Source organism: Streptomyces sp. NBC_00158 (assembly GCF_045160885.1).
GTDB lineage: Bacteria > Actinomycetota > Actinomycetes > Streptomycetales > Streptomycetaceae > Streptomyces.
The window spans coordinates 6,579,682-6,602,027 of record NZ_CP108161.1; the positions used below are offsets into that span (position 1 = coordinate 6,579,682).

The 22,346-nt window shown below is 73.6% G+C and carries 17 protein-coding genes; 10 read left to right on the plus strand and 7 right to left on the minus strand.

The genetic code is table 11. The features are described 5' to 3' along the window. Positions 1-139 precede the first annotated feature (139 nt). On the minus strand, positions 140-7,462 hold the full coding sequence (locus OG553_RS30185; RefSeq protein ID WP_405982000.1) for a LamG-like jellyroll fold domain-containing protein: 7,323 nt from the start codon (positions 7,460-7,462) through the stop codon (positions 140-142). Positions 7,463-7,715: 253 nt separating this feature from the next. Here OG553_RS30185 and OG553_RS30190 point away from each other — a divergent pair, with 253 nt between their 5' ends. Further along, complete coding sequence (locus OG553_RS30190; RefSeq protein ID WP_405982001.1) at positions 7,716-8,093, plus strand: hypothetical protein; 378 nt, start codon at positions 7,716-7,718, stop codon at positions 8,091-8,093. Between the two features lie 230 nt (positions 8,094-8,323). Here the strand turns inward: OG553_RS30190 and OG553_RS30195 are convergent, their stop codons facing one another. After that, positions 8,324-9,847, minus strand: a complete 1,524-nt coding sequence (locus OG553_RS30195) for an aldehyde dehydrogenase family protein (RefSeq protein ID WP_405982002.1) — start codon at positions 9,845-9,847, stop codon at positions 8,324-8,326. Positions 9,848-9,903: 56 nt separating this feature from the next. Continuing rightward, positions 9,904-11,190 (minus strand): GAF domain-containing protein, encoded by a 1,287-nt coding sequence (locus OG553_RS30200; RefSeq protein WP_405982003.1) that lies wholly within the window; start codon positions 11,188-11,190, stop codon positions 9,904-9,906. Positions 11,191-11,387: 197 nt separating this feature from the next. Here OG553_RS30200 and OG553_RS30205 point away from each other — a divergent pair, with 197 nt between their 5' ends. Next, complete coding sequence (locus OG553_RS30205) at positions 11,388-11,978, plus strand: MOSC domain-containing protein (RefSeq protein ID WP_405982004.1); 591 nt, start codon at positions 11,388-11,390, stop codon at positions 11,976-11,978. Between the two features lie 38 nt (positions 11,979-12,016). On the opposite strand, the gene OG553_RS30210 is transcribed toward OG553_RS30205, so the two are convergent. Both OG553_RS30210 and OG553_RS30215 read right to left on the minus strand, forming a co-directional pair. Further along, a complete protein-coding gene (locus OG553_RS30210; RefSeq protein ID WP_405982005.1) occupies positions 12,017-12,493 on the minus strand; it encodes an SAM-dependent methyltransferase in 477 nt (158 codons plus the stop codon). 109 nt (positions 12,494-12,602) lie between these two features. Beyond that, on the minus strand, positions 12,603-13,391 hold the full coding sequence (locus OG553_RS30215) for a hypothetical protein (protein WP_405982006.1): 789 nt from the start codon (positions 13,389-13,391) through the stop codon (positions 12,603-12,605). Positions 13,392-13,535: 144 nt separating this feature from the next. Between OG553_RS30215 and OG553_RS30220 the strand changes: the two genes are divergently transcribed. Then, entirely contained in the window at positions 13,536-14,450 is a 915-nt protein-coding gene (locus OG553_RS30220) for an oxygenase MpaB family protein (protein ID WP_405982007.1), read from the plus strand. Between the two features lie 57 nt (positions 14,451-14,507). On the opposite strand, the gene OG553_RS30225 is transcribed toward OG553_RS30220, so the two are convergent. Continuing rightward, positions 14,508-15,116 carry a class I SAM-dependent methyltransferase gene (locus OG553_RS30225; protein WP_405983179.1) on the minus strand — a complete coding sequence of 203 codons (609 nt, stop codon included), beginning with the start codon at positions 15,114-15,116 and terminating at the stop codon, positions 14,508-14,510. 170 nt (positions 15,117-15,286) lie between these two features. Here OG553_RS30225 and OG553_RS30230 point away from each other — a divergent pair, with 170 nt between their 5' ends. The 7 genes from OG553_RS30230 (at position 15,287) to OG553_RS30260 (ending at position 21,904) form a co-directional block, all read left to right on the plus strand. Beyond that, positions 15,287-16,147, plus strand: a complete 861-nt coding sequence (locus OG553_RS30230; protein WP_405982008.1) for an MHYT domain-containing protein — start codon at positions 15,287-15,289, stop codon at positions 16,145-16,147. Positions 16,148-16,194: 47 nt separating this feature from the next. Next, on the plus strand, positions 16,195-18,807 hold the full coding sequence (locus OG553_RS30235) for a nitrate- and nitrite sensing domain-containing protein (protein ID WP_405982009.1): 2,613 nt from the start codon (positions 16,195-16,197) through the stop codon (positions 18,805-18,807). Then, on the plus strand, positions 18,807-19,250 hold the full coding sequence (locus OG553_RS30240; RefSeq protein ID WP_405982010.1) for a roadblock/LC7 domain-containing protein: 444 nt from the start codon (positions 18,807-18,809) through the stop codon (positions 19,248-19,250). Before OG553_RS30235 ends, OG553_RS30240 begins: the two co-directional genes overlap by 1 nt. A 17-nt stretch (positions 19,251-19,267) precedes the next feature. Next, entirely contained in the window at positions 19,268-19,648 is a 381-nt protein-coding gene (locus tag OG553_RS30245; protein ID WP_405983180.1) for a DUF742 domain-containing protein, read from the plus strand. Beyond that, the gene (locus OG553_RS30250; protein ID WP_405982011.1) at positions 19,648-20,289 is read left to right on the plus strand and encodes a GTP-binding protein; all 642 of its coding nucleotides are present in this window, start codon (positions 19,648-19,650) and stop codon (positions 20,287-20,289) included. Before OG553_RS30245 ends, OG553_RS30250 begins: the two co-directional genes overlap by 1 nt. A 308-nt stretch (positions 20,290-20,597) precedes the next feature. After that, positions 20,598-20,996: a roadblock/LC7 domain-containing protein gene (locus OG553_RS30255; RefSeq protein WP_042800536.1), complete on the plus strand. Its 399-nt coding sequence runs from the start codon at positions 20,598-20,600 to the stop codon at positions 20,994-20,996. Between the two features lie 125 nt (positions 20,997-21,121). Continuing rightward, entirely contained in the window at positions 21,122-21,904 is a 783-nt protein-coding gene (locus OG553_RS30260) for a DUF6397 family protein (protein WP_405982012.1), read from the plus strand. On the opposite strand, the gene OG553_RS30265 is transcribed toward OG553_RS30260, so the two are convergent. Then, positions 21,868-22,269, minus strand: coding sequence for a YchJ family protein (locus tag OG553_RS30265; protein ID WP_405982013.1), 402 nt, complete (start codon positions 22,267-22,269; stop codon positions 21,868-21,870). The two genes, OG553_RS30260 and OG553_RS30265, sit on opposite strands and share 37 nt — an antisense overlap. Positions 22,270-22,346 lie beyond the last annotated feature (77 nt).

Here is a 22,346-nt window from a genome sequence, read left to right on the forward strand (position 1 = left end):
ACTCGGTGATCGGCACCGCCAACACGGTCACCGCCTTCTTCCCCGCCCGTGCGCAGCGCCTCTCCTTTCCGCAGTGGGATGCTGTCGCCGGACGCCTGGCGCGCCCGGCCCTCCGAGGTGACGGAGGGCCGGGCCCAGGTCAGTTGTCCATGCCGAAGTAGCGGCTGAGGTAGTCGATGATCTCCGTGGAGTGGGGGAGGAGCTCGGGCAGCTGGGCGGCCAGGGCCGCGCGGGTGGCGGTGGCGAGGGCGGCGGTGCTGGTGGCGGCGGGGCGGACGTACGGTTCCAGGCGCTTGATCAGCTCGTAGTTGCTGTCGATGTTCTCGGCGCGCATTGCCTTCTCCAGCGGCGGCGCCCCGGGCGGCGGGACGGGTGCGAGCACCCGGCTGACGTAGGTGACGCGGTGCAGGATCCGCCAGCACGGGGGCTTGGCGGAGTTCTGGCGGGTCTGCCGCAGTGCGGCGGCGTCGGGGGCGTCGCTGCCCGACAGCCAGGTGGGGTCGACGACCTTGTGGTAGAAGTCGTCGAAGTTGGCGCTGTTCTCGCCGAGGTAGAAGGTGAGGAAGCGGTAGGCGTCGACCTTGCCCGGCACCAGGACGGGCTTGCCCGCCGTGTCGTAGACGGGCTTTCCGTCCTTGTCGCGGCGCTGCAGGTCGCCCGGGGGTGCGCACTGGACGTCGAGGCCGAAGGAACGGGAGGCGTCCTTGCCCTTGGCCCGGGTGACGCTGAAACCGCCGCCCACGGAGGCCTCGAGCTGGCCGTAGAAGTTCACACCTTTGAAGCCGAAGTTGCCCCCGTAGGTGCCGCCGATGCTGCCGCTGAGCGCGTAGGAGCCGGAGGTGGTCTCGCTGACGGCGTCGGTGGCCTCGGTGGTCTCGGCGAAGAAGCCGCCCTGGGCCGTCCAGACGTAGGTGTTGACCAGGTCCCGGTGCGAGAAGCCGGTGGCGGCGGCGCTGCCGGCGGTGCTGCGCCCGGTCTCCTGCTGCTCGACGGACATGCCCATCGAGCGCAGGAGCGCGTTGGCCTGTCCCTGGGTCGGGTCCGGGCGGTGGGTCTCGGTCGAGACCGATTCGTAGAAGGCGTGCAGCCGCTGCTGGTCGCGGGTGATCCGGCGCTTGAGCGCGTAGGCGTCCCGCGGCTTGAAGTAGCTGTACTCGCCGTAGCCGGTGGCGGTGGGGTAGTCGGGGTCGGTGACCTTGCCGCGGTCGTCGAAGCCGACCGCGCCGTCCAGGGTGCCCTGCTTGGTGTAGCGGGGGTTGATCGGGAAGTGGATGAGGTTCCAGTCCAGCGGGATGTCCGGGTTGGGCAGCATCCGGTAGGCGACCAGGGCGCCGGTGTGCGCCAGGCGCAGCGCGAAGACGTCGGCGGTCTGGGACTGCACGAGCGCCATGCCGGTGTTGGCGGGCACGTACCGGCGGCCGACGGCGGAGTTCAGCACCTTGGCGGCGTCCTCGGTGTAGCCGGTCAGGGCCAGCTTGGCCTTGCGGGCGGTGTTGGCGCCCTGGCTGACCTTGGTGTCCTCGCTCCAGGTGTTGGAGAACTCCAGGCGGCCCGTCAGGCCGACCTTCAACTGGGCGTCGGCGAGCGGGGACGCGATGCCGAAGCCGGCCGGAGCAGTGATCGACAGGACGCTGGCATCGGTCTCGAAGCCCACCGCGAAGCCGAAGGCGGCGTTGACGCTGCGGGTCTTGCTGGAGGACAGGCTCCGCACCACCTGGTTGGCCTCGGCGAACTCCACCGAGGAGGCGGCGGCGTAGCCGTCGGCCTTGTCGGTGAGGTTCTCCGAGGGCACCGGCGGGGCGCCCTCGATGTAGCCCATGAGTTGCGGGTCGAACTGGGCCTGGCCGACCCACTCGGTGGTCAGGTCGCCCACCTTGTAGCCGGTGACCAGGTGCCAGCGGCCGTCGCGGACGAAGCCGTAGCAGCGCTTGAGCACACCGAGAGTCTCGCCCTTCGCGTCGTACTGGAGGTCGGCGTACTCGGTGGCGCCGGGGGCCCCGGCGATGGTGTCGTGGAAGGGAGTGCGGACGTCGGCGAGGGCCGACCGCACCTGGGCGGTGTCCGTGGACACGGGGGCGGTGGAGAGCAGGACGCGGGGCCGCTTCGCGGAGAAGGCGAGGTTGTTGCCGCGCAGGCCCTCGTCGCGCACCGAGGTGGTGCCGGGTTCGGTGGAGTCCCGGTCGAAGGGCCAGTAGCCGAGCAGGTCCCGCTTGTTCTCTCGCAGGCGGGTGAACAGGTTGTCGCTGATCTGCTCCCGGGTGCGGACGGTGCGCCAGATCCGCACCTCCTCCAGCGTTCCGGTCAGCAGCTCCGTCGGTTTGGCCCCTTCCAGGCGGGCGCCCAGGGTGAGCTGGGCATCGCCCCAGGAGGCGGTGTCCTGGGCGGTCACGGGGGCCTCGGACAGCGGCTCGCCGTTGCGGTACAGCCGCAGCGGGCTGGCCGTGGGGTCGACGTCGCGGGTCCAGCGGGCGCCCCGCAGCTTGGCCGGGAAGGAGCCGGAGACGTCGACGGTGACGTTCCCGGCGTTCTCGTTGAAGGGCCAGCGGGCCAGCAGCCCCTTCTCACGCGCGGTGACCGGCTGCCCGAGCTGGACGGCCGGCCGTGCGGAGTTCCACAGCCGCACCTCGCACAGGACACCGTGCAGCCCACGGCCGATCTCCAGCTCGCCGGAGTTGGACTGTGCACCAGGGCCGCTGTACAGGTGACTGCCGGCGGCTGCGCCGTCCAGGTAGAAGCGGATGTCCTGCTCGGACTGGATGCTCGCGTTCGCCTGGGCGGCAGCTGAGGTGTCGGGTTTGCGGCGCTGCCGCACCACGGTCACCCGCTGGAAGGCACCGACCGTCACGGGCCGGTCGGAGGTATGCCGGACGGCCTTGCCGTCGGCCTCGGCGAAGGCGAACTCCACCCGGCCGTCGGCCAGGATGCCCAACTGGTACGGGACGCCGTCCCGGCCGCCGTCGACCACCGTGCCCTTGGCGAGCAGGCCCATCGGGGCGCCGAGCTTGTCGATCCGGACGAACGCCTCGATGGTGAGGTCCTCCAGGACGTCCAGCGAGTTCTGCGGGGCCACCGACAGGCCCGCGCCGCCGTTCAGGCTCAGGGCCCAGGACTGGGTGAAGGTGGCGGCCAGGTGCGCCCACTCGTTGCACGGGAAACGCTCCGCCGAGCGCACCACCCGGTCGCCCACCCGCGCGACCACCTGGTAGCCCTTGATCGGTGAGGGCGGGCTGCTCGGCCCGTCGAAGGTCCAGTGGCCGAGCAGGCCCGGTTCGCGGCCGGAGAGCCGCTGGTGGCGCTCGGAGGAGATCTCGTGCTGGGTGCGGGCCCGGCCGAAGACGCGGACCTCGTCGATCCGGCCGTCGAGGTAGTCGCCGGTGAAGGGGAAGTGGCCCAGGATCAGCGGGCCGTTGCCGGTGTAGGCCCCGTTGGAGGTGCGGCGGGCGACCTCGACCCCGTCCCGGTAGAGGATCTGCTCGCGGGTGGCGTTCTTGTAGACCGCGGCCCAGTGGTGCCACTCCAGGTCCGGGTAGGCCTGGGTGGTCTTCAGGTCGTCGCCGTACAGCGAGAAGTAGAAGGTCTCGTCGGGGTGGACCCACAGGTGCAGGGACTGGTCGACCCGGCCGTCCGTCGCACCGTGGAACAGCAGCGGCTCGACGCGGCCCCGGGACTGGTTGCGCTTGGCCCACAGCTCGATGGTGAAGTCCCGGTTCGCCAGGTCGAGCGAGGGAGTCAGCTGGGCCTTGGTGCCGCCGACGAACTGCCAGGCCGGCAGGGCGGCCGGGGCGAGCGCCAGGGAGTAGCCCGATCCGTCCGTCCTGGCGTGGACGATCCGGCCCCCTCCGGCCTCGGGGTTGACCCAGGCCTCCAGGCTCAGGTCACCGGTCGGGGCGATGTTCTGCTGCTGGCCGGCGGGCAGGGTCAGGTACTGCTCCTTGCCGTCGAACAGGAAGGCCCGGCCGGGCATCTCGGCCCGCCAGCGGCAGCCGCGGCCGGTGATCGTCGCCTTGGCCGTGCCGTTGGGGACGGAGTCGACGCCGCCCGGGGTGAGCCCGATCAGACGGGAGCCGGCGGACAGCAGGACCCCGGCCCGGGTGGACTGCGCCCGGGCCGAGTCGTAGCCGACCAGGCTGACCTTGTCGCCGGGCTTGATCGCGGTGCCCGCCGTCGTGAGGGTGAGCGTCTTGGCGCCGGTGGGGTTGTCGGCCTCCGCGGCGTAGCCGGTGCTGCCGATCACGAGGTGGGCCTTGGCCGGGACCGGCACGGTGGTGGCCCCGGCCAGCTCCACACTTCTGCCCGTCACCCGGGCGACCGCCCCGACCGTCACCGGCCGGCCGGGGCTCCCGGCCAGGGCGGCGGCCATCAGGTCGGCCTTGCGCGGCAGCGACCGCCAGGTCTCGGTGTCCGTCCCGACGGTGATCGTGAGGTCGCAGCGGCCGGGCGCGTCGCCGTCCGAGACCTTGATGGTGGCGCTGTCCAGGGCAACGGCCGGGTCGCGGGCGAGGAAGGTGAGCGTGCCGCCGTCCCCGGCGAGGGTCTGGGCACCGCGGACGACGCCGGTGTCGTAGTACACGGCGAAGAACTGGTTCTCGGCGCCGCGGAAGTACAGCACGACGTTGCCGGTGCCGCTGTCCAGCAGTGCGGGCCGGTCGGTGCCCCGGGCGAATTCGAGCAGGCCGCCGGACAGGCTCAGACCTGTGGAGTCCACCGCCAGCAGCGGCATCGCCACTGTGAGGTCGTCGTCCCCCTGCAGGGCGGTCGACAGGCGGGCCAGCTGGTCCCGGGCGTCCTTGAGTTCGGCCTGCTTGGCGGCCAGCACGAGCTGCAGTTCGGCGACCCGCTGTTGGGCCGTGCGCGCCTCTTGGAGGAGCTGGCGCGCGGCGTCCAGCTTCTCCTTGGCCGCGAGGTACGCCACGTCCACACCTGAGCGCATGGACAGACGCGTCATCTTGAACAGGCCAGAGTCCGCCGTGAGGCATTCGCTCGACTGGACCAGGTGGGGCAACTGGTACGTGGAGGGCGAACCGATCGCGAGCCGGCTGCCGCGGTTGACGATGCGGACGTACTCGCCCTCGGCGATCAGCTGGAACTGCGCGCTGACGTTGCCCGGTTCGCGGACGATCGTGCTCAGCCGGGCGGTATCGGACGTCGAGTTGCCGGTGACGCGCAGGTCCCGGTTGCGCTCGCGGGCGACCAGGAAGTAGCAGGGCCGGCCGTTCTGGCTCTGACCGGTGTCGTCCAACCACCAGGTCGTCCGGGGGCCGTTGGGGGGGACGAACTGCACCCCGGCCTCGTACTCCGAGGTGAGGATGGCGAAGAGCGACTGCGCCAGGTGGCCGCTGGCCAACTGGCGCGGTGTCTTGAGCTCCAGGCTGTAGGTCCAGGAGGTGACCAGGTCCTTCTCGGCGAGGTATCGCCGCTCCAGGTCGTCGAAGCCCGGCTTCAGCCGGTCGACTTCCGCCTGGCACTCGGCCACCCTGCCCGCGGTGCCGGCCAGCCGGGTTATCTCCGACTGAAGGGACGCGACCTCCGGCTCCAGCCGCTTGATCAGCTGCTGCAGGGCGCTGACCTGCTCCGAGTCCTGGCCCTTCGTCGGCCGCTTGAGCACCGCCGGGTCCAGCACGTCCGGCGCCTGAGCCAGCCGGCCGTCGCGGCCGACCGCGAAGTCCAGGCCCGCCAGGCACGGGTTCTGGCCGTACCTGGCGGCGAACGCCAGCAGCACCCGGGCCTGCCGCTTGGCGGGCTTGGGGTCGGGGCGGTACCCGGCGACCACGTTCTCCTGCTGGTGGTACAGCACGGCCGACAGGCCGGACACCACCGAGCGCCCCTTGAGGACGAAGCTGTCGCGCCGCACCCCGGGGTGGTCGCCGACCGGGGCCTCCGAGCCGGTCCACTGCACGCCGCCGCCGAGGGTGCCGTGCAGTGCCCGGTCGGTCTGGTCGTTCGCGGTGCTCCCCGTGCCCTCGTCGAACCGGTAGTAGGCCACCAATCCCGGCTCGTTGCCGATCAGCCGGTAGCTCATGTCCTCGGTGAGCTCGGCGGCAGAACGCACCCGGTCCCAGATCCGGAGCTCGTCGACGTCGCCCTTGAAAAGCTTGTCCGTACCGCCGGAGGAGTCCTTGCCGACCAGGGTGTTCACACCGGTGGCCGGGGTGAACGGCAGCGCCCCGGTGCCGGCCGGCCTGCCGTTGACGTACAGCTTCGCGGTGGTGCCGTCAAAGGTGGCGGCGATGTGGGTGTAGGCGTCCGTCGGCACCGACTCGGTGGACAGCAGCGGCGACGGCGCGCCCCGGTGGGTGAGGCTCACCAGGCCGGCGGCGTCCACCGCCAGCAGGTACTCCCCGCTCCTGGCCAGCACCGGACCGTCGAGGGCAGCCGGTTTGACCCAGGCCTCGATCGAGTACGCCTTGCCGCCGAACCGCAGCGCCGCCGGATCGCCCAGGTCGACATGGGCGTCGGTGCCGTCCAGCCGCAGCGCGGTCTCCGCGCGCCCCTCGGTGCCCGTCACCGATACCAGCTCGCGACCGGTGAAAGGGCAGTTGCCCGGGCTGCGCTCGAACACCGCGTCGCGGTAGAGCGGGTCGGGGCTGGTGTAGAAACGGGTGCCCCGGGTGTTGAACAGGCCCTGGGTGCCTTGCTCGACGCTGAAGGAGTCGACCCGCCCGGTGGCGTCGTTGTGGGCGAACAGCTGCCAGCGCTGCACGCCGCTGATCGCGGTGGGCACCAGCACGGCGGCGAACCGGCCCTGGGTCAGGTTCCGTGCGAAGGACAGCTCCTGGGTCGGCTCGTGGAACGGGCGGCCCTCCATGTCCTCGGTGCCCAGGCTGTCCTTGGCCGACTCGGGACGGGTGGCGTGCCGGCTGCGCTTGTAGCGGACCTCGAGCACCGGCTTGAGCTTGCCGTCCACCAGCAGGAACCGGTCGCACAGCAGGGTGTCGCGCACCAGCGGCACCTTCTTCGTACCGCTGAGCACGTAGTCCGTGCGGGACGCGTTGCCCGAGCAGCCGCCGCCGGTCAGCTTGTACACCGCGTCGGAGTGCGTCTCGCCGACCGACTGCCGTAACACCACCACGTACGTGCCGTCGGAGACCACGTGGAACGGGGCGTCCGCCGTCAGCCGCGCGGTGGTGGACAGGAACGGGTCGGTCTCCTGGGCCGTGGGCCGCTCGTCGACGGCCGCCTCGGCCCCGCCGCGCTTGACCGTCGGCATCGCCGTCGCGCCGACCACTGCGTACCCCACCTCGGCCAGCTCCCGGGGGAAGACCAGCTCGGCCGGGTTGTCGCTCCAGTACGCGGTGTCCGCCTCGCCCTTGGCCGGCGGGCCGGACAGGTCCAACACCGAGTAGACGATCCGGCGGGACGCGTCCATCGCGAACGCGACGGTGGTGCCCTGGTGCCGCGCCATCGTCACGTGCCGGTAGGACCGGTCTCCGTAGATCTTGAGCAGGGATTCCTGCGGTGCCACTGCTTCCCCTCCCGCGAGCATGGCCGCCGGCCCCGGCCCTCACGGTCCGGAGCGGCGCTGGACGTGCGGATCGCTCCTGACGGAGCGTCGGTCATTCTGGCACCCACAGTTACGATTGCGCGGAGGTCGTGGAGCCACTCGGGCGGTACACGGCTTGAACACCGCTCCGCGTGGCCGGACTTCGCCGTCCGGCGAACATTGGCACGGCCGAGGGGACGCAGGCCCGGCGAAGCCGTCGGGTGGCCGCCCCGCCGTGTCGTTCCGCGTTCCACCCGCCGTCGGCACCCGTTGCGACCGGCGCCTGCTGCCGCCCGAGCGGCTCAACTCGCTCCTGCCGGAGCCGGGAAAACCGGAAACCAGCTACGGCCTTGGTCTTATGGGCGTGCGCGACTGGATCGGGCACACCGGCGAGATTCCCGGCTTCACCGCGACGCTCTTCTACCACCCGGGGCTGGACGCCACTGTGGTGGTGCTGGTCAACAGCGATGTCGCGACGGGAGGATGCCCGCCTCAGATACCCACCTTGGCGAAGAGCCGCCGCAACGGCCCGTGCGACGTACCGGCGAACCTGATCAGTGCCGCACTCGCGGACGCCCTTGGCAAGCCCATTCCGCCGCCGCCCACCCCCTGAGAACATCCTGCGAGGCGAACGGCGACACCCCTCCGCCCGGCCGTAGCTGGAGGATCGACTTGCGCTGTTCCGCAGGGGCGCCGGCCGGGAATCTGGTCCGTGACTGGTCCGGAAGGAAGGGCTGAGTTGACCCCTTGGGTACTCGGTGCAGTGGTTTCACACCGGTCGGTGTCTGATCGCAAGAGAGCTCCCGGAGAGCAATCTGCATTCCAGGAGCTCGACTTCGGGCTCTAGAAGAATCCGAGCTTCTTGGGGGAGTAGCTGACCAGGAGGTTCTTCGTCTGCTGGTAGTGCTCCAGCATCATCTTGTGGGTCTCGCGGCCGATGCCAGACTGCTTGTAGCCGCCGAAGGCGGCGTGGGCCGGGTAGGCGTGGTAGCAGTTCGTCCAGACGCGGCCCGCCTGGATGGCGCGGCCCGCGCGGTACGCGGTGTTGATGTCGCGGCTCCAGACGCCCGCGCCCAGGCCGTAGGCCGTGTCGTTGGCGATGCGGACGGCGTCGTCGAAGTCCTGGAAGGAGGTCACCGACACCACCGGGCCGAAGATCTCCTCCTGGAAGATCCGCATCCGGTTGTCGCCCTCGAAGATGGTCGGCTCCACGTAGAAGCCGCCCGCCAGCTCCCCGCCGTGGTCGATGCGGCCGCCGCCCGTCAGGATCTTCGCGCCCTCCCGCTGGCCGATCTCCACGTACGAGAGGATCTTGCGCAGCTGCTCCTCCGAGGCCTGCGCGCCGATCATCGTGTCCGTGTCCAGCGGGTGGCCCGGGACGATGAGTTCCGTGCGGGCCACCGCCGCGTCCAGGAAGTCGCCGTACCGGCCGCGCTCGATCAGCGCGCGCGACGGGCTCGTACACACCTCGCCCTGGTTCAGGGCGAACATCGTGAACCCCTCCAGCGCCTTGTCGCGCAGGTCGTCGTCCGTCGCCCAGATGTCGTCGAAGAAGATGTTCGGGCTCTTGCCGCCGAGTTCGAGGGTCACCGGCTTCAGGTGCTCCGCCGCGTACTGCATGATCAGGCGGCCCGTGGAGGTCTCCCCGGTGAAGGCGATCTTCGCCACGCGCGGGCTGGAGGCGAGGGGTTTGCCTGCCTCCTCGCCGAAGCCGTTGACGATGTTCACCACGCCCGGCGGGAGCAGGTCCGCCACCAGGCTCAGCCAGTAGTGGACCGAGGCCGGGGTCTGTTCGGCCGGCTTGAGGACGACGGTGTTGCCGGCGGCCAGCGCGGGGGCCAGCTTCCACACGGCCATCAGGATGGGGAAGTTCCACGGGATGATCTGGCCGACCACGCCCAGCGGCTCGTGGAAGTGGTACGCCACCGTGTCGTCGTCGATCTGGCTGAGCGCGCCCTCCTGCGCGCGCAGGGCGCCCGCGAAGTAGCGGAACTGGTCGATGGCCAGCGGCAGGTCCGCGGCCAGGGTCTCGCGGATGGGCTTGCCGTTCTCCCAGGTCTCCGCGACCGCGAGGGCCTCCAGGTTCTGCTCCATCCGGTCCGCGATGCGCAGCAGGACCGCGGAGCGCTCGGTCGCCGACGTACGGCCCCAGGCCGGTGCCGCCGCGTGTGCTGCGTCCAGGGCGCGTTCCACGTCCTCCGCCGTGCCGCGCGCGACCTCGGTGAAGGGCCGGCCGGTGATCGGGGAGGGGTTCTCGAAGTACCGGCCGCGGGCCGGTTCCACGTACTCCCCGCCGATGAAGTGGCCGTAGCGGGACTCGTACGACATCAGCGCGCCCTCGGTACCGGGTGCCGCGTAACGGGCCATGGGTGTCCTCCCCTTGCCGGGCGCCCGCCGCCGTCGGCGGGCGCTCGGTCGGGACGCTAGGGGAGGGCAGGTTGCGGGTACGTTGCGCGCCGGACGCCGAGTTCCTCGTCGAGGGAGCGTACGCGGGCCAGTGCGGCCGCCCGCCCCTGCGACGGCAGGACTCCGGCCAGCGCCCGCCACACCTCCGGGTCCTCCGCGCCCCACGGGCTGCACACCCAGTCGGCCAGCAGCCCCGGGTCCGCCCGGGCGATCACCGCGGCCCGCGCCTGCTCCTCGATCCGCCGCCGGAGCCGCACGATCCCGGGCGCCGAGGAGGCGGGCAGCAGGGGACCCGGGTAGCGGGTCAGGGCGGCCGAGACGGCACCCGCCGCCAAGTGCCGGGTCACGGCGGTGAAATCGGCCTCCAGCGGGACGGCGGTGCGGTACGGGCGGGAGAGCAGGTTCCCCGCGCCGAGCAGGGCCCGCAACCGGGACATCTCCGCCCGCAGCGTCACCGCCGCCACCGACTCCTCCTCGTACAGGGCGAAGGCCAGCTCCTCCCCGGACAGCCCCTCGGGGTGGTGCGCGAGCAGCGTCACGATCTCGCTGTGCCGCCGGCCCAGCGGGATCCGCCGGCCGCCGAGCACCAGCAGCGCCTCGTCCCGCCCGAGCGCCGTGAGGGTGTCGCGGGACGCCGCAGGCTCCGGGGCCAGCAGCGCCAGCTGGGATTCGGCGGCCCGGGCCACCGCCTGGACGAACGCCAGCGAGTGCGGATGGGCCAGCCCGTCGCCGCCGGTGATGTCCACCGCCCCGAGGACCCGCCCCGTGCCCGGGTCCCGCACCGGGGCCGCCGCGCACGTCCAGGGGTGCACCAGGCGGCTGAAGTGCTCGGCGCCGAAGACCTGTACGGGCTCCCCGACGGCCACCGCCGTGCCGGGCGCGTTGGTCCCCATCGCCGACTCCGCCCAGCGCGTGCCCGGTACGAAGCCGAGCCGCTCGGCACGGCGCAGGGTGGCCGTCTCGCCCTCGACCCACAGCAGCTCGCCGCGGGCGTCGCACACCGCGAGCAGGTGGGCACCGTGCGCCGCGAACGCCCCCACCAGGTCCCGGAACAGCGGCATCACCCGGGCCAGCGGATGCTGCTCCCGGTAGGCGGGCAGCTCCGCCTCCGCCCGGGCCTGCCGGGGCGCGCACTCCGGGCTGACCCGAGCGCGGGCGCACCGCCGCCAGGACTGTGCGATCACGGCCCGGACCGGCGGCTCGACCCGCCCGTCCCGGGTGAAGGCCTCGTGCGCCCGTCGCAGTACGCGCGTGCGCTCGACGGGATCGGTCCCGCCCGGCAGCGCCGGCGACGGATCGCCCATGTCACCCTCCCGCGGGGTCGTTGAGCCGGGTACGCGGAGGGCCCCATCGTCATGCGGCTCCCGGACCCCGGCAAGGGTCGCGTCGGCCAGTCCGGGACGGCACGCGGCCGGGAACACACGGCCGCGCCCGCGCGTTGACCATGGCGGAAGCAGCAGTCCGGCCGCCAGGGGCGGCCGGGGGACGGGGGGACCTTCTCATGAGCACCACCATGACCGAGCACGGCGCGGAGCCGACCGGCGCGGCGAGCGGCGCGACGGTCGCGGCCGTCAGCAGCAATGCCGAGTACTCCTTCACCAAGCCCAACCGGGAGAGCATCACGCTCCTGGCCGGCCTCGGCGTCGAGGGCGACGTCCACGCGGGGGTCACGGTCAAGCACCGCTCGCGCGTGGCGGCGGACCCGACCCAGCCCAACCTGCGCCAGGTGCACCTGATCCACCGGGAACTGTTCGACGAGGTCGCCGGAGCAGGCTTCAGCGTCTCCCCGGGCCAGCTCGGGGAGAACGTCACGACCGAGGGCATAGACCTGCACGCCCTGCCGACGGGCACGCTGCTGCGCCTGGGCGAGGAGGCGGTGGTGGAGGTGACGGGCCTGCGCAATCCGTGCCCGCAGATCAACGCCTTCCAGGACGGCCTGCTCAAGCAGGTCGTCGGCCGGGACGAGGAGGGCCGGGTGGTCCGCAAGGCCGGGATCATGGGCGTGGTCCGCCAGGGCGGCACGATCCGCCCCGGCGACCGCATATCCGCCACCCTCCCGGCCCTCCCGCACGTCCCGCTCGAACGCGTCTGACGGGGGCGGCGGGGCGGACCAGGCGGCCGTCCGACGGCCTAGTAGTAGTCCCGCATCAGGGCCGTCGCCCATTCCGGCTGGCGGGTCTCGCCGCGCGGGGCGAACTCGGCCATGTGGGGCTTGAGGTCGAGCACCGGGGTGCCGTCCACCGCGTCCAGGCCCTCCACGTGCACGTCCAGGCCGTCCACCTCGATCACCCTGCACCGGGACAGGCCGATCCGGTTGGGGCGGTTCTTGCCGCGCTGGGCGAAGATCCCGACCAGGGGCCAGTCCCGGTTCCCCCGCGGGTGCCGGGCACCCGTCTCGACCTTCTCCTCCGGCACCCGGTCGAAGTGGTACACGACCTCGACGTGGGAGAAGTCCTCCAGCCCGTAGAGGGCTTCGGGGCCGAACCGGTCGGCGTCCAGCCGGATCACCGCCCGCTCGCGCCCCCAGTCGTCGTCGACGACCTCCGCCCGGCCGCCCACGACCACGCCCACCGGCCGGGACTCCACCGGCTCCATCGATTCCGCCATCACGTTCCCCCGTGTTCCGTGTTCCGCACCCTGTGTTCCGTGCCCGGTGCCCGGTGCCCGGTGCCCGGTGCCGTGCTCGGCCGGACTCCGTGCGACGTGCTCCGCGCGCTCAGGCCGGCCGTGCCGCCACGCCGTCCAGCGCCGCCAGCAGGCCGGACAGCTCCGGCAGCCCGGCTTCCCCTTCGCGGGGGACGGCCAGGACCCCGCCCGGCTCCTCGTCCAGCAGGACGAAGGCCGGGCCGCCCGTCCGGGCCACCAGCGACCAGCCGGGCCCGTCCGCCCGCAGGGTCCGTACGCCCTCGCCCGCGAAGGCCGACCGGACCCGCCCCGGCGGCGGCGCCTGCCGCGCGTACCCGGCGGCCTCGCCCAGCGCCCGCGCGAGCCCGGGGTGCGCGGCGGCGGCCGCGCCGCCGTCCTCCGCTACGCGCTCGTGCCAGTCCGTCCACTCCCGGGCGATCTGGTCCGCGCCCAGCCGTCGCTGCACCGCCCCCCAGACCTTCGCCGAGGGCGGCGCCAGCGGCACCCGTCCCGTGCCGTCCGCGCCCTGTTCAGGGTCGTGCGGCTCCGGGATGCCCGCCGTGGAGACCGTCAGCTCCAGCGGCCAGCCCGCCAGCGAGACCACGATCGTGTGCTCGTCGGGCGACAGGTCGTACTCCATGCCGCAGTCCCAGGAGGCGATGGCGGTGGCCACGAGCGAGACGTCGTCCACGACGACCGTCCAGCGCGCGCCCTCCTCGTCCTGTCCCAGCACCAGCCCGTACCCGTCGGCGGCCGGCTCCACGCCCAGATGCGCGCACGCCTCGGGGAAATCGTCGCCGAGCACCGCCGGGAACTGCGCGGGGGTCAGCAGCACGGCCGTCAGCACGTACAGCGAGCCCCCGTCCTCCTCGTCGGACACGTGGCCTCCCGGTGCCTCCCGATCGCGTTCTCGTCGGCGCACCTTAACCAGCGGGTAACTCGCGCGTCGAGACCCGGCGGGCATCGATTTCCAAGCCCGCCACCTGCACGTAGAGTTGGGGACCCGCCACAGAAAGGGAGACCGGTGCAGCGTTACGACCGGCTGAGGGAGATCCTCCGGCTCGACCCCGACAAGGACTTCCTCGCCATCTACCGGCTCACCGCCACCTACGAGTTCCCCTGGGACTTCACCCGGGCCCTGGAGCTCGCGCTCTTCAGGACCTACGCCGTCCCCTCCATCGGGGCCCTCCTCGCGGAGACCGCCGAGTTCACCGAGCGCGCCCAGAAGCGGTACGACGACACCTCGCTGCTCCTCGACGCGGTCGTCGAGCACGGCTTCGACAGCGACACCGCGCGCACCGCGATCCGCCGCGTCAACCAGATGCACCGCAGCTACGACATCTCCAACGAGGACATGCGCTACGTCCTGTGCACGTTCGTGGTGATTCCGGCGCGCTGGCTGGACGTCTACGGCTGGCGCCCGCTGACCCACCACGAGCGCCGGGCCTGCGCCAACTACTACGCCGCCCTCGGCCGGCACCTGGGCATCACGGACGTCCCGGGCTCCTACGAGGAGTTCGAGACCACGCTGAACGCCTACGAGTCGGCCCACTTCGGCTGGGACGAGGGGGGCCGCTCGGTCGCCGACTCCACCCTCGACCTGATGGCCTCCTGGTACCCGGCACCGCTCGCCCCCGCCGTGCGCCGCGCGAGCCTCGCCCTGCTCGACGAGCCGCTGCTGTACGCCTTCCGGTACGAGGCCCCGACCCCGGGCCTGCGGCGGCTGGTCCGGGGCGCGCTGTGGCTGCGCGGCCGGGCGGTACGGCTGCTGCCCCCGCGCACCGCCCCGCACTACGCCCGCCAGAACCCGGAGATCAAGGGCTACCGCGACGGCTACGACGTCGGCGAGCTCGGCACGTTCCCCGTGCCCGGTGCCGGCGGCTGCCCCGTGCCGCACCCGCGCCGCCCGGCCGGAGCCGACGCCCAGCCCCCGGCCTAGCGCGGGGCCCCCGGCACGGCGCCGGCACCGGCGTGACGCCGGACCCCGGCGCGGCGGTCAGTCGCCGCGTACGGCCAGCGCCAGGAAGCGGGTGTCCTCGTCGGAGTACGAGGTCATCCGCCAGCCGGAACCGGACAGCAGGGGGCCGAGGTTCTGCTCGGCCCGCAGGTCGTCCGGGGTCAGCTCGCGGCCGTGGCGCGCGGCGAGCGCGGCCCGCCCGATCGGGTGGAAGAGCGCGAGCCGGCCGCCGGGGCGGACCACGCGGGCGAGCTCGCGCAGGTTCTCGGCGGGATCGGGCAGGTGGGCGATCAGCCCGGAGGCGAAGACCGCGTCCAGCGCCCCGTCCCGCAGCGGCAGCCGGGCCACGTCGCCCTGCAGCAGGGTCCCCTCGCGGTCGCGTCCGGCCCGCCGCGCCTCGGCCAGCATCTCCGCGGTCAGGTCCACGCCGAGCACGGTCCCGGACGGCCCGACCGCCGCACGGAGCGGGACCAGGGCCCGGCCGGTCCCGCAGCCCGCGTCGAGCACCCGGTTCCCGGGCCCCACGCCGAACTCCGCCACGGCGGTCTCGAAGGCGGGCCCGTCCTCCGGGAACTTCCCGTCCCAGGCGGCCGCGCGGGCACCGAAGAACTCCTGCACATGCGTGTGGTCTTCGTTCGTACGACTCATACGGCTCATGCGCACATGATCCCGCACCGCCTCCGCCCCTGCGGACCGTGCACAAGGTGACACGTCGTGTGATCGGAGATGAACGTCTCTCTGTCATATTCCAGCAGTTACAGCGTCTTTCGAAATGCGCCCCTTGTTCGCGCCCTCACCCGGACTAGCGTCCCGTGGCCATGGGACACCTGGACCACGCCGCCTATGGCTGGCTGACACCCGCACTGTCGTACGTGATGGCGTCGATCGGCGCCGCCCTCGGCCTGCGCTGCACCGTCCGCGCGCTCGCCGCGACCGGCGCTTCCCGGCGCAACTGGCTCCTCACCGCCGCCTCCGCCATCGGCACCGGCATCTGGACGATGCACTTCATCGCCATGCTCGGCTTCCACGTCACCGGCACCGAGATCCACTACGACGTGCCGATGACCCTGCTGAGCCTGCTCGTCGCCGTGGCCGTCGTCGGCGCCGGGGTCTTCGCCGTCGGCTACGGCAGGGACCGCGGCCGCTCCCTCGTCCTCGGCGGCCTGACCACCGGACTCGGGGTCGCGAGCATGCACTACCTCGGCATGGCCGCCCTGCGCCTGCACGGCCGGATCGAGTACGACCCGCTCACCGTCGGCCTCTCGGTCGCCATCGCCGTCGTCGCCGCCACCGCCGCGCTGTGGGCCGCCCTCAACATCAAGTCGCCGGTGGCCGTCGCCGTCGCCTCCCTCGTCATGGGCGCCGCAGTCAGCAGCATGCACTACACGGGAATGCTGGCCGTATCCGTCCGCGTCACCCCCTCGGACACGGCACTGTCCGGAGCCACCGCCATGCAGTTCATCTTCCCGCTCGCGGTCGGACTCGGCTCCTACCTCTTCATCACCGCCGCCTTCGTGGCGCTGTCCCCGACGGCGGACGAGCGGGCGGCGTCGGCCTCGGCCTCCGCGACGGGGGCTCCCGCGGCGGCTCCCGGCGGCGGCGCCCGTTCCGCCCCGGCCGCCGCCACCGCCGCCGCGGCCGGACGGCCGCTCGGCGAGGGCCCCCTCCCCTCCCGCTGACCCCCGACCGCCCCCCGAGGATCCGTACCGCCCGGAACGAGGAACCCATGCGCAGACCCCGCAGCAGACCGGAAGCAGCGCCACCGCGGCTCCCCGAACCCCCGTCCCGCGGCCGCCGCGCGCACGCGGGGCCCCCCGCCGCGGAACCGCCGGAACCCGGACCCGGCCGCCCCGCCCCGGCCGGGGGCACCGGCCCCGTCCGGGCCGGCGGGCCGTGGGGGCGGCTGCGGCCCGCCACCGTCCGGGCGAAGATCGTCTCCCTGCTGATGGTCCCGGTCGTCTCCCTGCTCGCCCTCTGGGGCTTCGCCACCGTCAGCACCGCCCAGGAGATAGCCCGGCTCAGCAGGGTCCGCCAGGTCGACGCCGAGATACGCACCCCCCTCGCGGCCGCCCTCACCGAGATCCAGGCCGAACGCCGGGCCGCCGTCCGCCTGCTGGCCGACCCCGCCTCCGGCGAGGCCCCCGCCCTCGAACAGCAGGCCCGCCGCACCGACGAAGCCGTACGCCGGCTGCGCCTCGGCGACCGGCACACCGTCGCCGACTCCGGCGACTACCGCACCGACACCGTCGCCCGCCTCGGGGCCTTCGTCGCCGCCGCGGAGGCGCTCGGACCCGCCCGCAAGGACGTCACCGCCCGCCGCGCCACCCCCGAGGGCGCCTACGAGACCTACACCCGCGTGGCCGACTCCGCCCTCGCCGCCGAAGGCGCCCTCTCCGGCGGCTCCGACGCCGAACTCGGCCCCGACGCCCGGGTGCTGCTGGAGTTCGCCCGTGCCGGCGAGCTGCTGGCCCGGGAGGACGCGCTGCTCGCCCTGCCCGGCCCCCGCACCGCCGACGCCCTGCGCCGCCTGGCCGGCACCGTGGAGGCCCGCCGCACCCTCACCGCCGCCACCGGGCGGGACCTGCCGACGGCCCAGCGGTCCGCCTGGGAGACCGTCTCGAAGGGCACCCCCTACGCCGAGCTCACCGCCGCCGAGGACCGGGCCCTGGCCGGGGCCCCCGCACCGGCCGCCGCGAACCCAGTCCCCGCCGCCGCGACCTCCGCCCCCGCCGCTTCGGCGGCCGCCTCGGCGGCGCGCGAGGTCCGCGGGGTGCCCGCCGGCTGGGACACCGCGTACGCGGCCGTGAGCGGTTCCATGCGCGAGGTGCGGCAGGCCGCGCACGCGGGGTCCGCCGGGCGCGCCGACCCGCTCGCCGAAGGCGCGTTCGGCCCGGCCGGCGGGGCGGTGCTGCTGGGCCTGGCGGCGGTCGCGGCCTCGCTGGTGATCTCCGTACGCATCGGCCGCGCCCTGGTGGTCGAGCTGGTGTCGCTGCGCAACACCGCGCTGGATATCGCCCACCGCAAGCTCCCGCAGGCCATGGAGCGGCTGCGGGCCGGGCGGGCCGCGGACATCGACGTCGAGGCCGAGGCCCCGGCCGGTCCGCCCGCCGAGGACGAGATCACCCAGGTCGGCGAGGCCCTGTCCACCGTCCACCGGGCCGCCCTCAGCGCCGCCGTCGAACGCGCCGAACTCGCCGACGGGGTGAGCGGAGTCTTCGTCAACCTCGCCCGGCGCAGCCAGGTCCTGGTGCACAAGCAGCTCGACCTCCTCGACTCCATGGAGCGCCGCGCCGACGACCCGGGCGAACTCGGCGACCTCTTCCGCCTCGACCACCTCACGACCCGGATGCGCCGCCACGCCGAAAGCCTGATCATCCTCTCCGGCGCGGCCCCGGGCCGGGCGTGGCGGATGCCGGTGCCGCTGACCAACGTCGTGCGCGCCGCCGTCTCGGAGATCGAGGACTACCCGCGCGTGGAGGTGCGCCGGCTCGCCGAGACGGCCGTCGTCGGCGGATCCGTCGCCGACCTGACCCACCTGCTCGCCGAACTGATCGAGAACGCCACCCAGTTCTCCCCGCCGCACACCAGGGTCCGGGTCAGCGGCGAACCCGTCGGCGCCGGCTACGTCCTGGAGGTCGAGGACCGCGGACTCGGCATGGGGCGCGAGGCGCTCGCGGAGGCCAACCGCCGGATCGAGCACTGCGAGGACCTCGACCTCTTCGACAGCGACCGGCTCGGCCTGTTCGTGGTCAGCAGGCTCTCGGCGCGCCACGGGATCCAGGTGCACCTGCGGCCCTCGCCCTACGGGGGCACCACCGCCGTGGTGTTGCTGCCCAACTCCCTCCTGCAGGGGGCGATCGAGGCCCCGCCGACCGTCGAGCCGCAGGAACCGGAGCTTCCGTCCGGCTCCGCACCGGAGGCCGCGCCCGAGCACGCGCGCGCCACCGCGACCGCCGACGCGCCCGCGGCAGGGTCCGGGTCCGGGTCCGGGCCCGACGCCGGACCGCGGCGGGCCACCGTACCCGCCCCCGTGGCGCCGCTGCGGCCGCGCGGCCCCGGCGGCACGGTCATCCGTACCGCACCGGCGCCCGCACCGGAACCGGCCGCCCAGGCCGCCTCGGTGACCGAACTGCCGCGCCGCGTACGCCAGGCCAGCCTGGTCCCGCAGCTGCGCGAGGCCCCCGACGCCGCCCGGGGCCCGGCGGGCGCACGGCCCCCGGCGGCCCCTGCGGACCGCACCCCGGAACAGGCGCGCGACCGGATGGCCGCCTACCGGGCCGGGTGGGCGCGCGGCTCCCAGGACGATTCCCCCCACGCAGGCAGCGAAGGAGAAGTGTGATGATCGAACACCACAGGACCGCCCTCGACGGGGTCCGCGGATCCGGCGAACTCGACTGGCTGCTCGACGAACTCGTCATGCGGGTCCGCGAGGTCCGCCACGCGGTCGTGCTCTCCAACGACGGTCTGGCGGTGGGCTCCTCCAGCGCCCTGGGCCGGGAGGACGCCGAGCACCTGGCAGCGGTCGCCTCCGGCTTCCACAGCCTCGCCAAGGGCGCCGGCCGGCACTTCCACGCCGGGAGCGTGCGGCAGACGATGGTCGAGATGGACGAGGGGTTCCTCTTCGTCGCGGCGGCCGGGGACGGCTCCTGCCTGGCCGTCCTCAGCACCGCCGGCGCCGACATCGGGCTGATCGCCTACGAGATGGCCCGGCTGGTCAGGCGGGTCGGCGAGCACCTCTACACGCCGCCGCGGTTCGCGGTCCGCCCCCCGGTCGCCGGGTGAGCGCGGCGGTCCGGCGGATGGAGGGCCAGTGGTACGACGCCGAGGCGGGCCCGCTGGTCCGCCCGTACGCCATGACCGGAGGACGTACGAAGCCGGGCCCGCACGGGGTCCGGTTCGACCTGATCGCCCTGGTCGTGGTGGACCCGGATGCGGCCGCCGCGGTGGACGACGCCCTGCTCGGCCCGGAGCACCGGACCCTGCTCGGGCTCTGCCGCTCCGAGACCCAGTCGGTCGCGGAGCTCGCCGCCGAGGCGGACCTGCCGGTGGGCGTGGTGCGGGTGCTGCTGGGCGACCTGCTGGAGGCGGGACACGTGCGGGTCAGCCGGCCGGTGCCGCCCGCGCGGTTGCCGGACGAGCGGATTCTGCGGGAAGTCATCGAGGGATTGCGAGCACTGTGATGGGACTGCACGACGACGGCACGAAGGGTCCCGGGGGTTCCGGCGCCGGAGCCGCGGCCGAGGAGGAACTCGCCGCCCTCGCCCTGAAGATCCTCGTGGCCGGCGGCTTCGGGGTGGGCAAGACCACGCTCGTGGGCGCGGTCAGCGAGATCAGGCCCCTGCGCACGGAGGAGCTGCTGAGCGAGGCGGGGGAACTGGTCGACGACACGGGCGGGGTGGACCAGAAGACCACGACGACCGTGGCCATGGACTTCGGCCGGATCACCATCCGGGCGGGCCTGTCGCTCTACCTGTTCGGGACGCCGGGCCAGGACCGGTTCTGGTTCCTGTGGGACGAGCTGTCGCAGGGCGCGCTGGGGGCGGTCGTCCTCGCCGACACCCGGCGGCTGGAGGACTGCTTCCCGGCGGTGGACTACTTCGAGCACCGGCGGATCCCCTTCGTGGTCGCCGTCAACTGTTTCAGCGGGGCGCGCAGTTACGCCTCGGACGAGGTGTCGCGGGCGCTGGACCTGGAGCAGGGGACCCCGGTGGTGCTCTGTGACGCGCGGGACAAGGACTCGGGGAAGGAAGTGCTGATCAGGCTGGTGGAGTACGCCGGCCGGGTGCACACGGCCCGGCTGCTCGACGCCGTCGGGCCGTAGACCGCGTCTTTCGGATGGGGCCGGATTCCGCCCCTTGACGGCCTTCCGGGCCGTGGTGAAGGCGACGGGACCCGCGGCGGGGAACGGACCAGATGGGAGCGGTGTGCGGCCCCCCGTCCTCGTCGGGTGGGGGCGGCGTCGGGGCGCGGTCGGCACGGCGGCCGAACGCCCGCCATTCCTCTTGAGTCATCTTCCGTGCCATGCGTCCATCCTCCTTGCCGGAAAGCCCCTGGTGGGGAAGGCTTGCGGCACGACCAAGCGGGGTGGGGCGCGGCCGCGTCGGCCGGGTCAACGGGGAGGGGCTGGAAATGGCACTGGACAAGCAGCTCGACTGGCTGTTGGACGATCTGACGCGCAGGGTCCAGCAGGTCCGGCACGCGGTGGTCCTCTCGAACGACGGGCTGGTGACGGCCGCGAGCGCGGGGCTGGCGCGGGAGGACGCGGAGCACCTGGCGGCCGTCGCGGCCGGGTTGCAGAGCCTCGCCAAGGGCTCCGGGCGGCATTTCCGGGCCGGGGAGGTGCGCCAGACGATGGTCGAGTACGACGAGGGGTTCCTCTTCGTGGTGGCGGCCGGCTCCGGCAGTTGCCTGTGCGCGCTGAGCGCCGCGGAGGCCGACATCGTGCAGGTGGCGTACGAGATGACGCTGCTGGTCAACCGGGTCGGGGAGCACCTGGGCGTCGCGGAGCGGCGCATCACCGGGGGCTGACGGCCGGGCCGGGTCCGGGCCTGGTCCGGGCCTGGTCCGAAGTTATCCACAGGCCTCGCATGCTGCCGTCACCCGCGGTTACGGTCTTCACACGGAGTGATCGCCACTCGTGGGGGAGGACTGTGATGAAGGTGGAGACGCGGGCGTGCGCGCCGCTCAGCGGCATCAGCGCGGCCGGAGAACTGGGACTGAGCCGGGGAGAGTTCGCCCGGGCCGTCCAGCTGGGGCTGGTCCGACCGGGGCCCCGGGCGGCGCGCGGCGCCGTCCGTTTCACCCGGGCCGAACTGGACCGGGTCAGGGCGGGGGAGGGGTTCCCGCGGGAGCTGCGCGCGCGGGTCGAGACCGCAGCGGGCGCCGACGCGGGCGCGCGGGTGCTGGAGGTGGGGCCGAGCCGGTTCACCCGCCTCGCGCGCTGCGGGCACCTCAAGCCCGTCGGCTACCGCATCAACCGCTACCGGGCCGTCGTCTGGCTCTACCTGGCCGCGGAGCTGCGGGAGTTCGCCGCCCGGGAGCCCGGACTGCTGCGCGGGGCCGCACCCCCGGGGGACCGGGAGCTGATGGCGGCCGGGGCGGACCTGCGGCCGCGCAGGTGGCGGGAGCGGCACGTGGGGCTGCTGCTGAGACGGGCAGCCGACCCCTGGGAGCGGGCCGCCGTACTGGCGTCCGTGCTACCGGAGGCGGAGGCGCGGGCCGCCGTGCCCGACCCGGCGGAGCGGATCGTCCTCGCCGCCCTCGCCCCGCCGCCGCCCTACGGCCACCCCCGGGTTCCGGCTGCCGAGGCCGTGGCCCGGCGGCTGCTGCTGGCGGAGCCGCCGGACGAGGTCCGCGGCTACCGCGCCGGCCTGGACGCCGCCCTGGCCGGCGCGCGCGGTCAGTCGAACTCGACGGGGGAGAGCGGGCCGACGTAGACCCAGGCCCCCTCCTCGCGGGAGAAGGAGCTGTGCTCGCGCAGCGAGCCGGTGTGGCCGCCCTCGCGGTAGTGGGCGCGGAACTCCACCGACCCCTCCGTCTCGAACATCCCGCCGCGCTCGGTGGCGAGGATCTCCAGCCGCTCCCAGCGCTGGTCCGGGTCCAGGTCGAGCCGGCCCGGACGGGTCGAGGGGTGCCAGGAACGCATGAGGTAGGCGGTGTCGCCGACCGCGAAGGCGCTGAAGCGGGACCGCATCAGCAGCTCGGCGGTGGGCGCCTGCCGCGCGCCGGAGTGGAAGCGGCCGCAGCAGTCCGCGTAGGAGGCGGGCAGCCCGCAGGGGCAGGGGAGGGCCGGGGTGGTCATCGGTGCGATCAGCTCTTCGGTGAGGAGGGTGGCCGGTGGAGAAGGGGGGCGCCCCGGAGGCCGCGGGCACCCCGGGT

Coding starts and splice junctions, on each gene's coding strand:
- OG553_RS30195 (WP_405982002.1), bottom strand. CDS start 9,847: ATGGCCCGTTACGCGGCACCCGGTACCGAGGGCGCGCTGATGTCGTAC.
- OG553_RS30200 (WP_405982003.1), bottom strand. CDS start 11,190: ATGGGCGATCCGTCGCCGGCGCTGCCGGGCGGGACCGATCCCGTCGAG.
- OG553_RS30205 (WP_405982004.1), top strand. CDS start 11,388: ATGAGCACCACCATGACCGAGCACGGCGCGGAGCCGACCGGCGCGGCG.
- OG553_RS30210 (WP_405982005.1), bottom strand. CDS start 12,493: ATGGCGGAATCGATGGAGCCGGTGGAGTCCCGGCCGGTGGGCGTGGTC.
- OG553_RS30225 (WP_405983179.1), bottom strand. CDS start 15,116: ATGAGTCGTACGAACGAAGACCACACGCATGTGCAGGAGTTCTTCGGT.
- OG553_RS30230 (WP_405982008.1), top strand. CDS start 15,287: ATGGGACACCTGGACCACGCCGCCTATGGCTGGCTGACACCCGCACTG.
- OG553_RS30235 (WP_405982009.1), top strand. CDS start 16,195: ATGCGCAGACCCCGCAGCAGACCGGAAGCAGCGCCACCGCGGCTCCCC.
- OG553_RS30240 (WP_405982010.1), top strand. CDS start 18,807: ATGATCGAACACCACAGGACCGCCCTCGACGGGGTCCGCGGATCCGGC.
- OG553_RS30245 (WP_405983180.1), top strand. CDS start 19,268: ATGGAGGGCCAGTGGTACGACGCCGAGGCGGGCCCGCTGGTCCGCCCG.
- OG553_RS30250 (WP_405982011.1), top strand. CDS start 19,648: ATGGGACTGCACGACGACGGCACGAAGGGTCCCGGGGGTTCCGGCGCC.
- OG553_RS30255 (WP_042800536.1), top strand. CDS start 20,598: ATGGCACTGGACAAGCAGCTCGACTGGCTGTTGGACGATCTGACGCGC.
- OG553_RS30260 (WP_405982012.1), top strand. CDS start 21,122: ATGAAGGTGGAGACGCGGGCGTGCGCGCCGCTCAGCGGCATCAGCGCG.
- OG553_RS30265 (WP_405982013.1), bottom strand. CDS start 22,269: ATGACCACCCCGGCCCTCCCCTGCCCCTGCGGGCTGCCCGCCTCCTAC.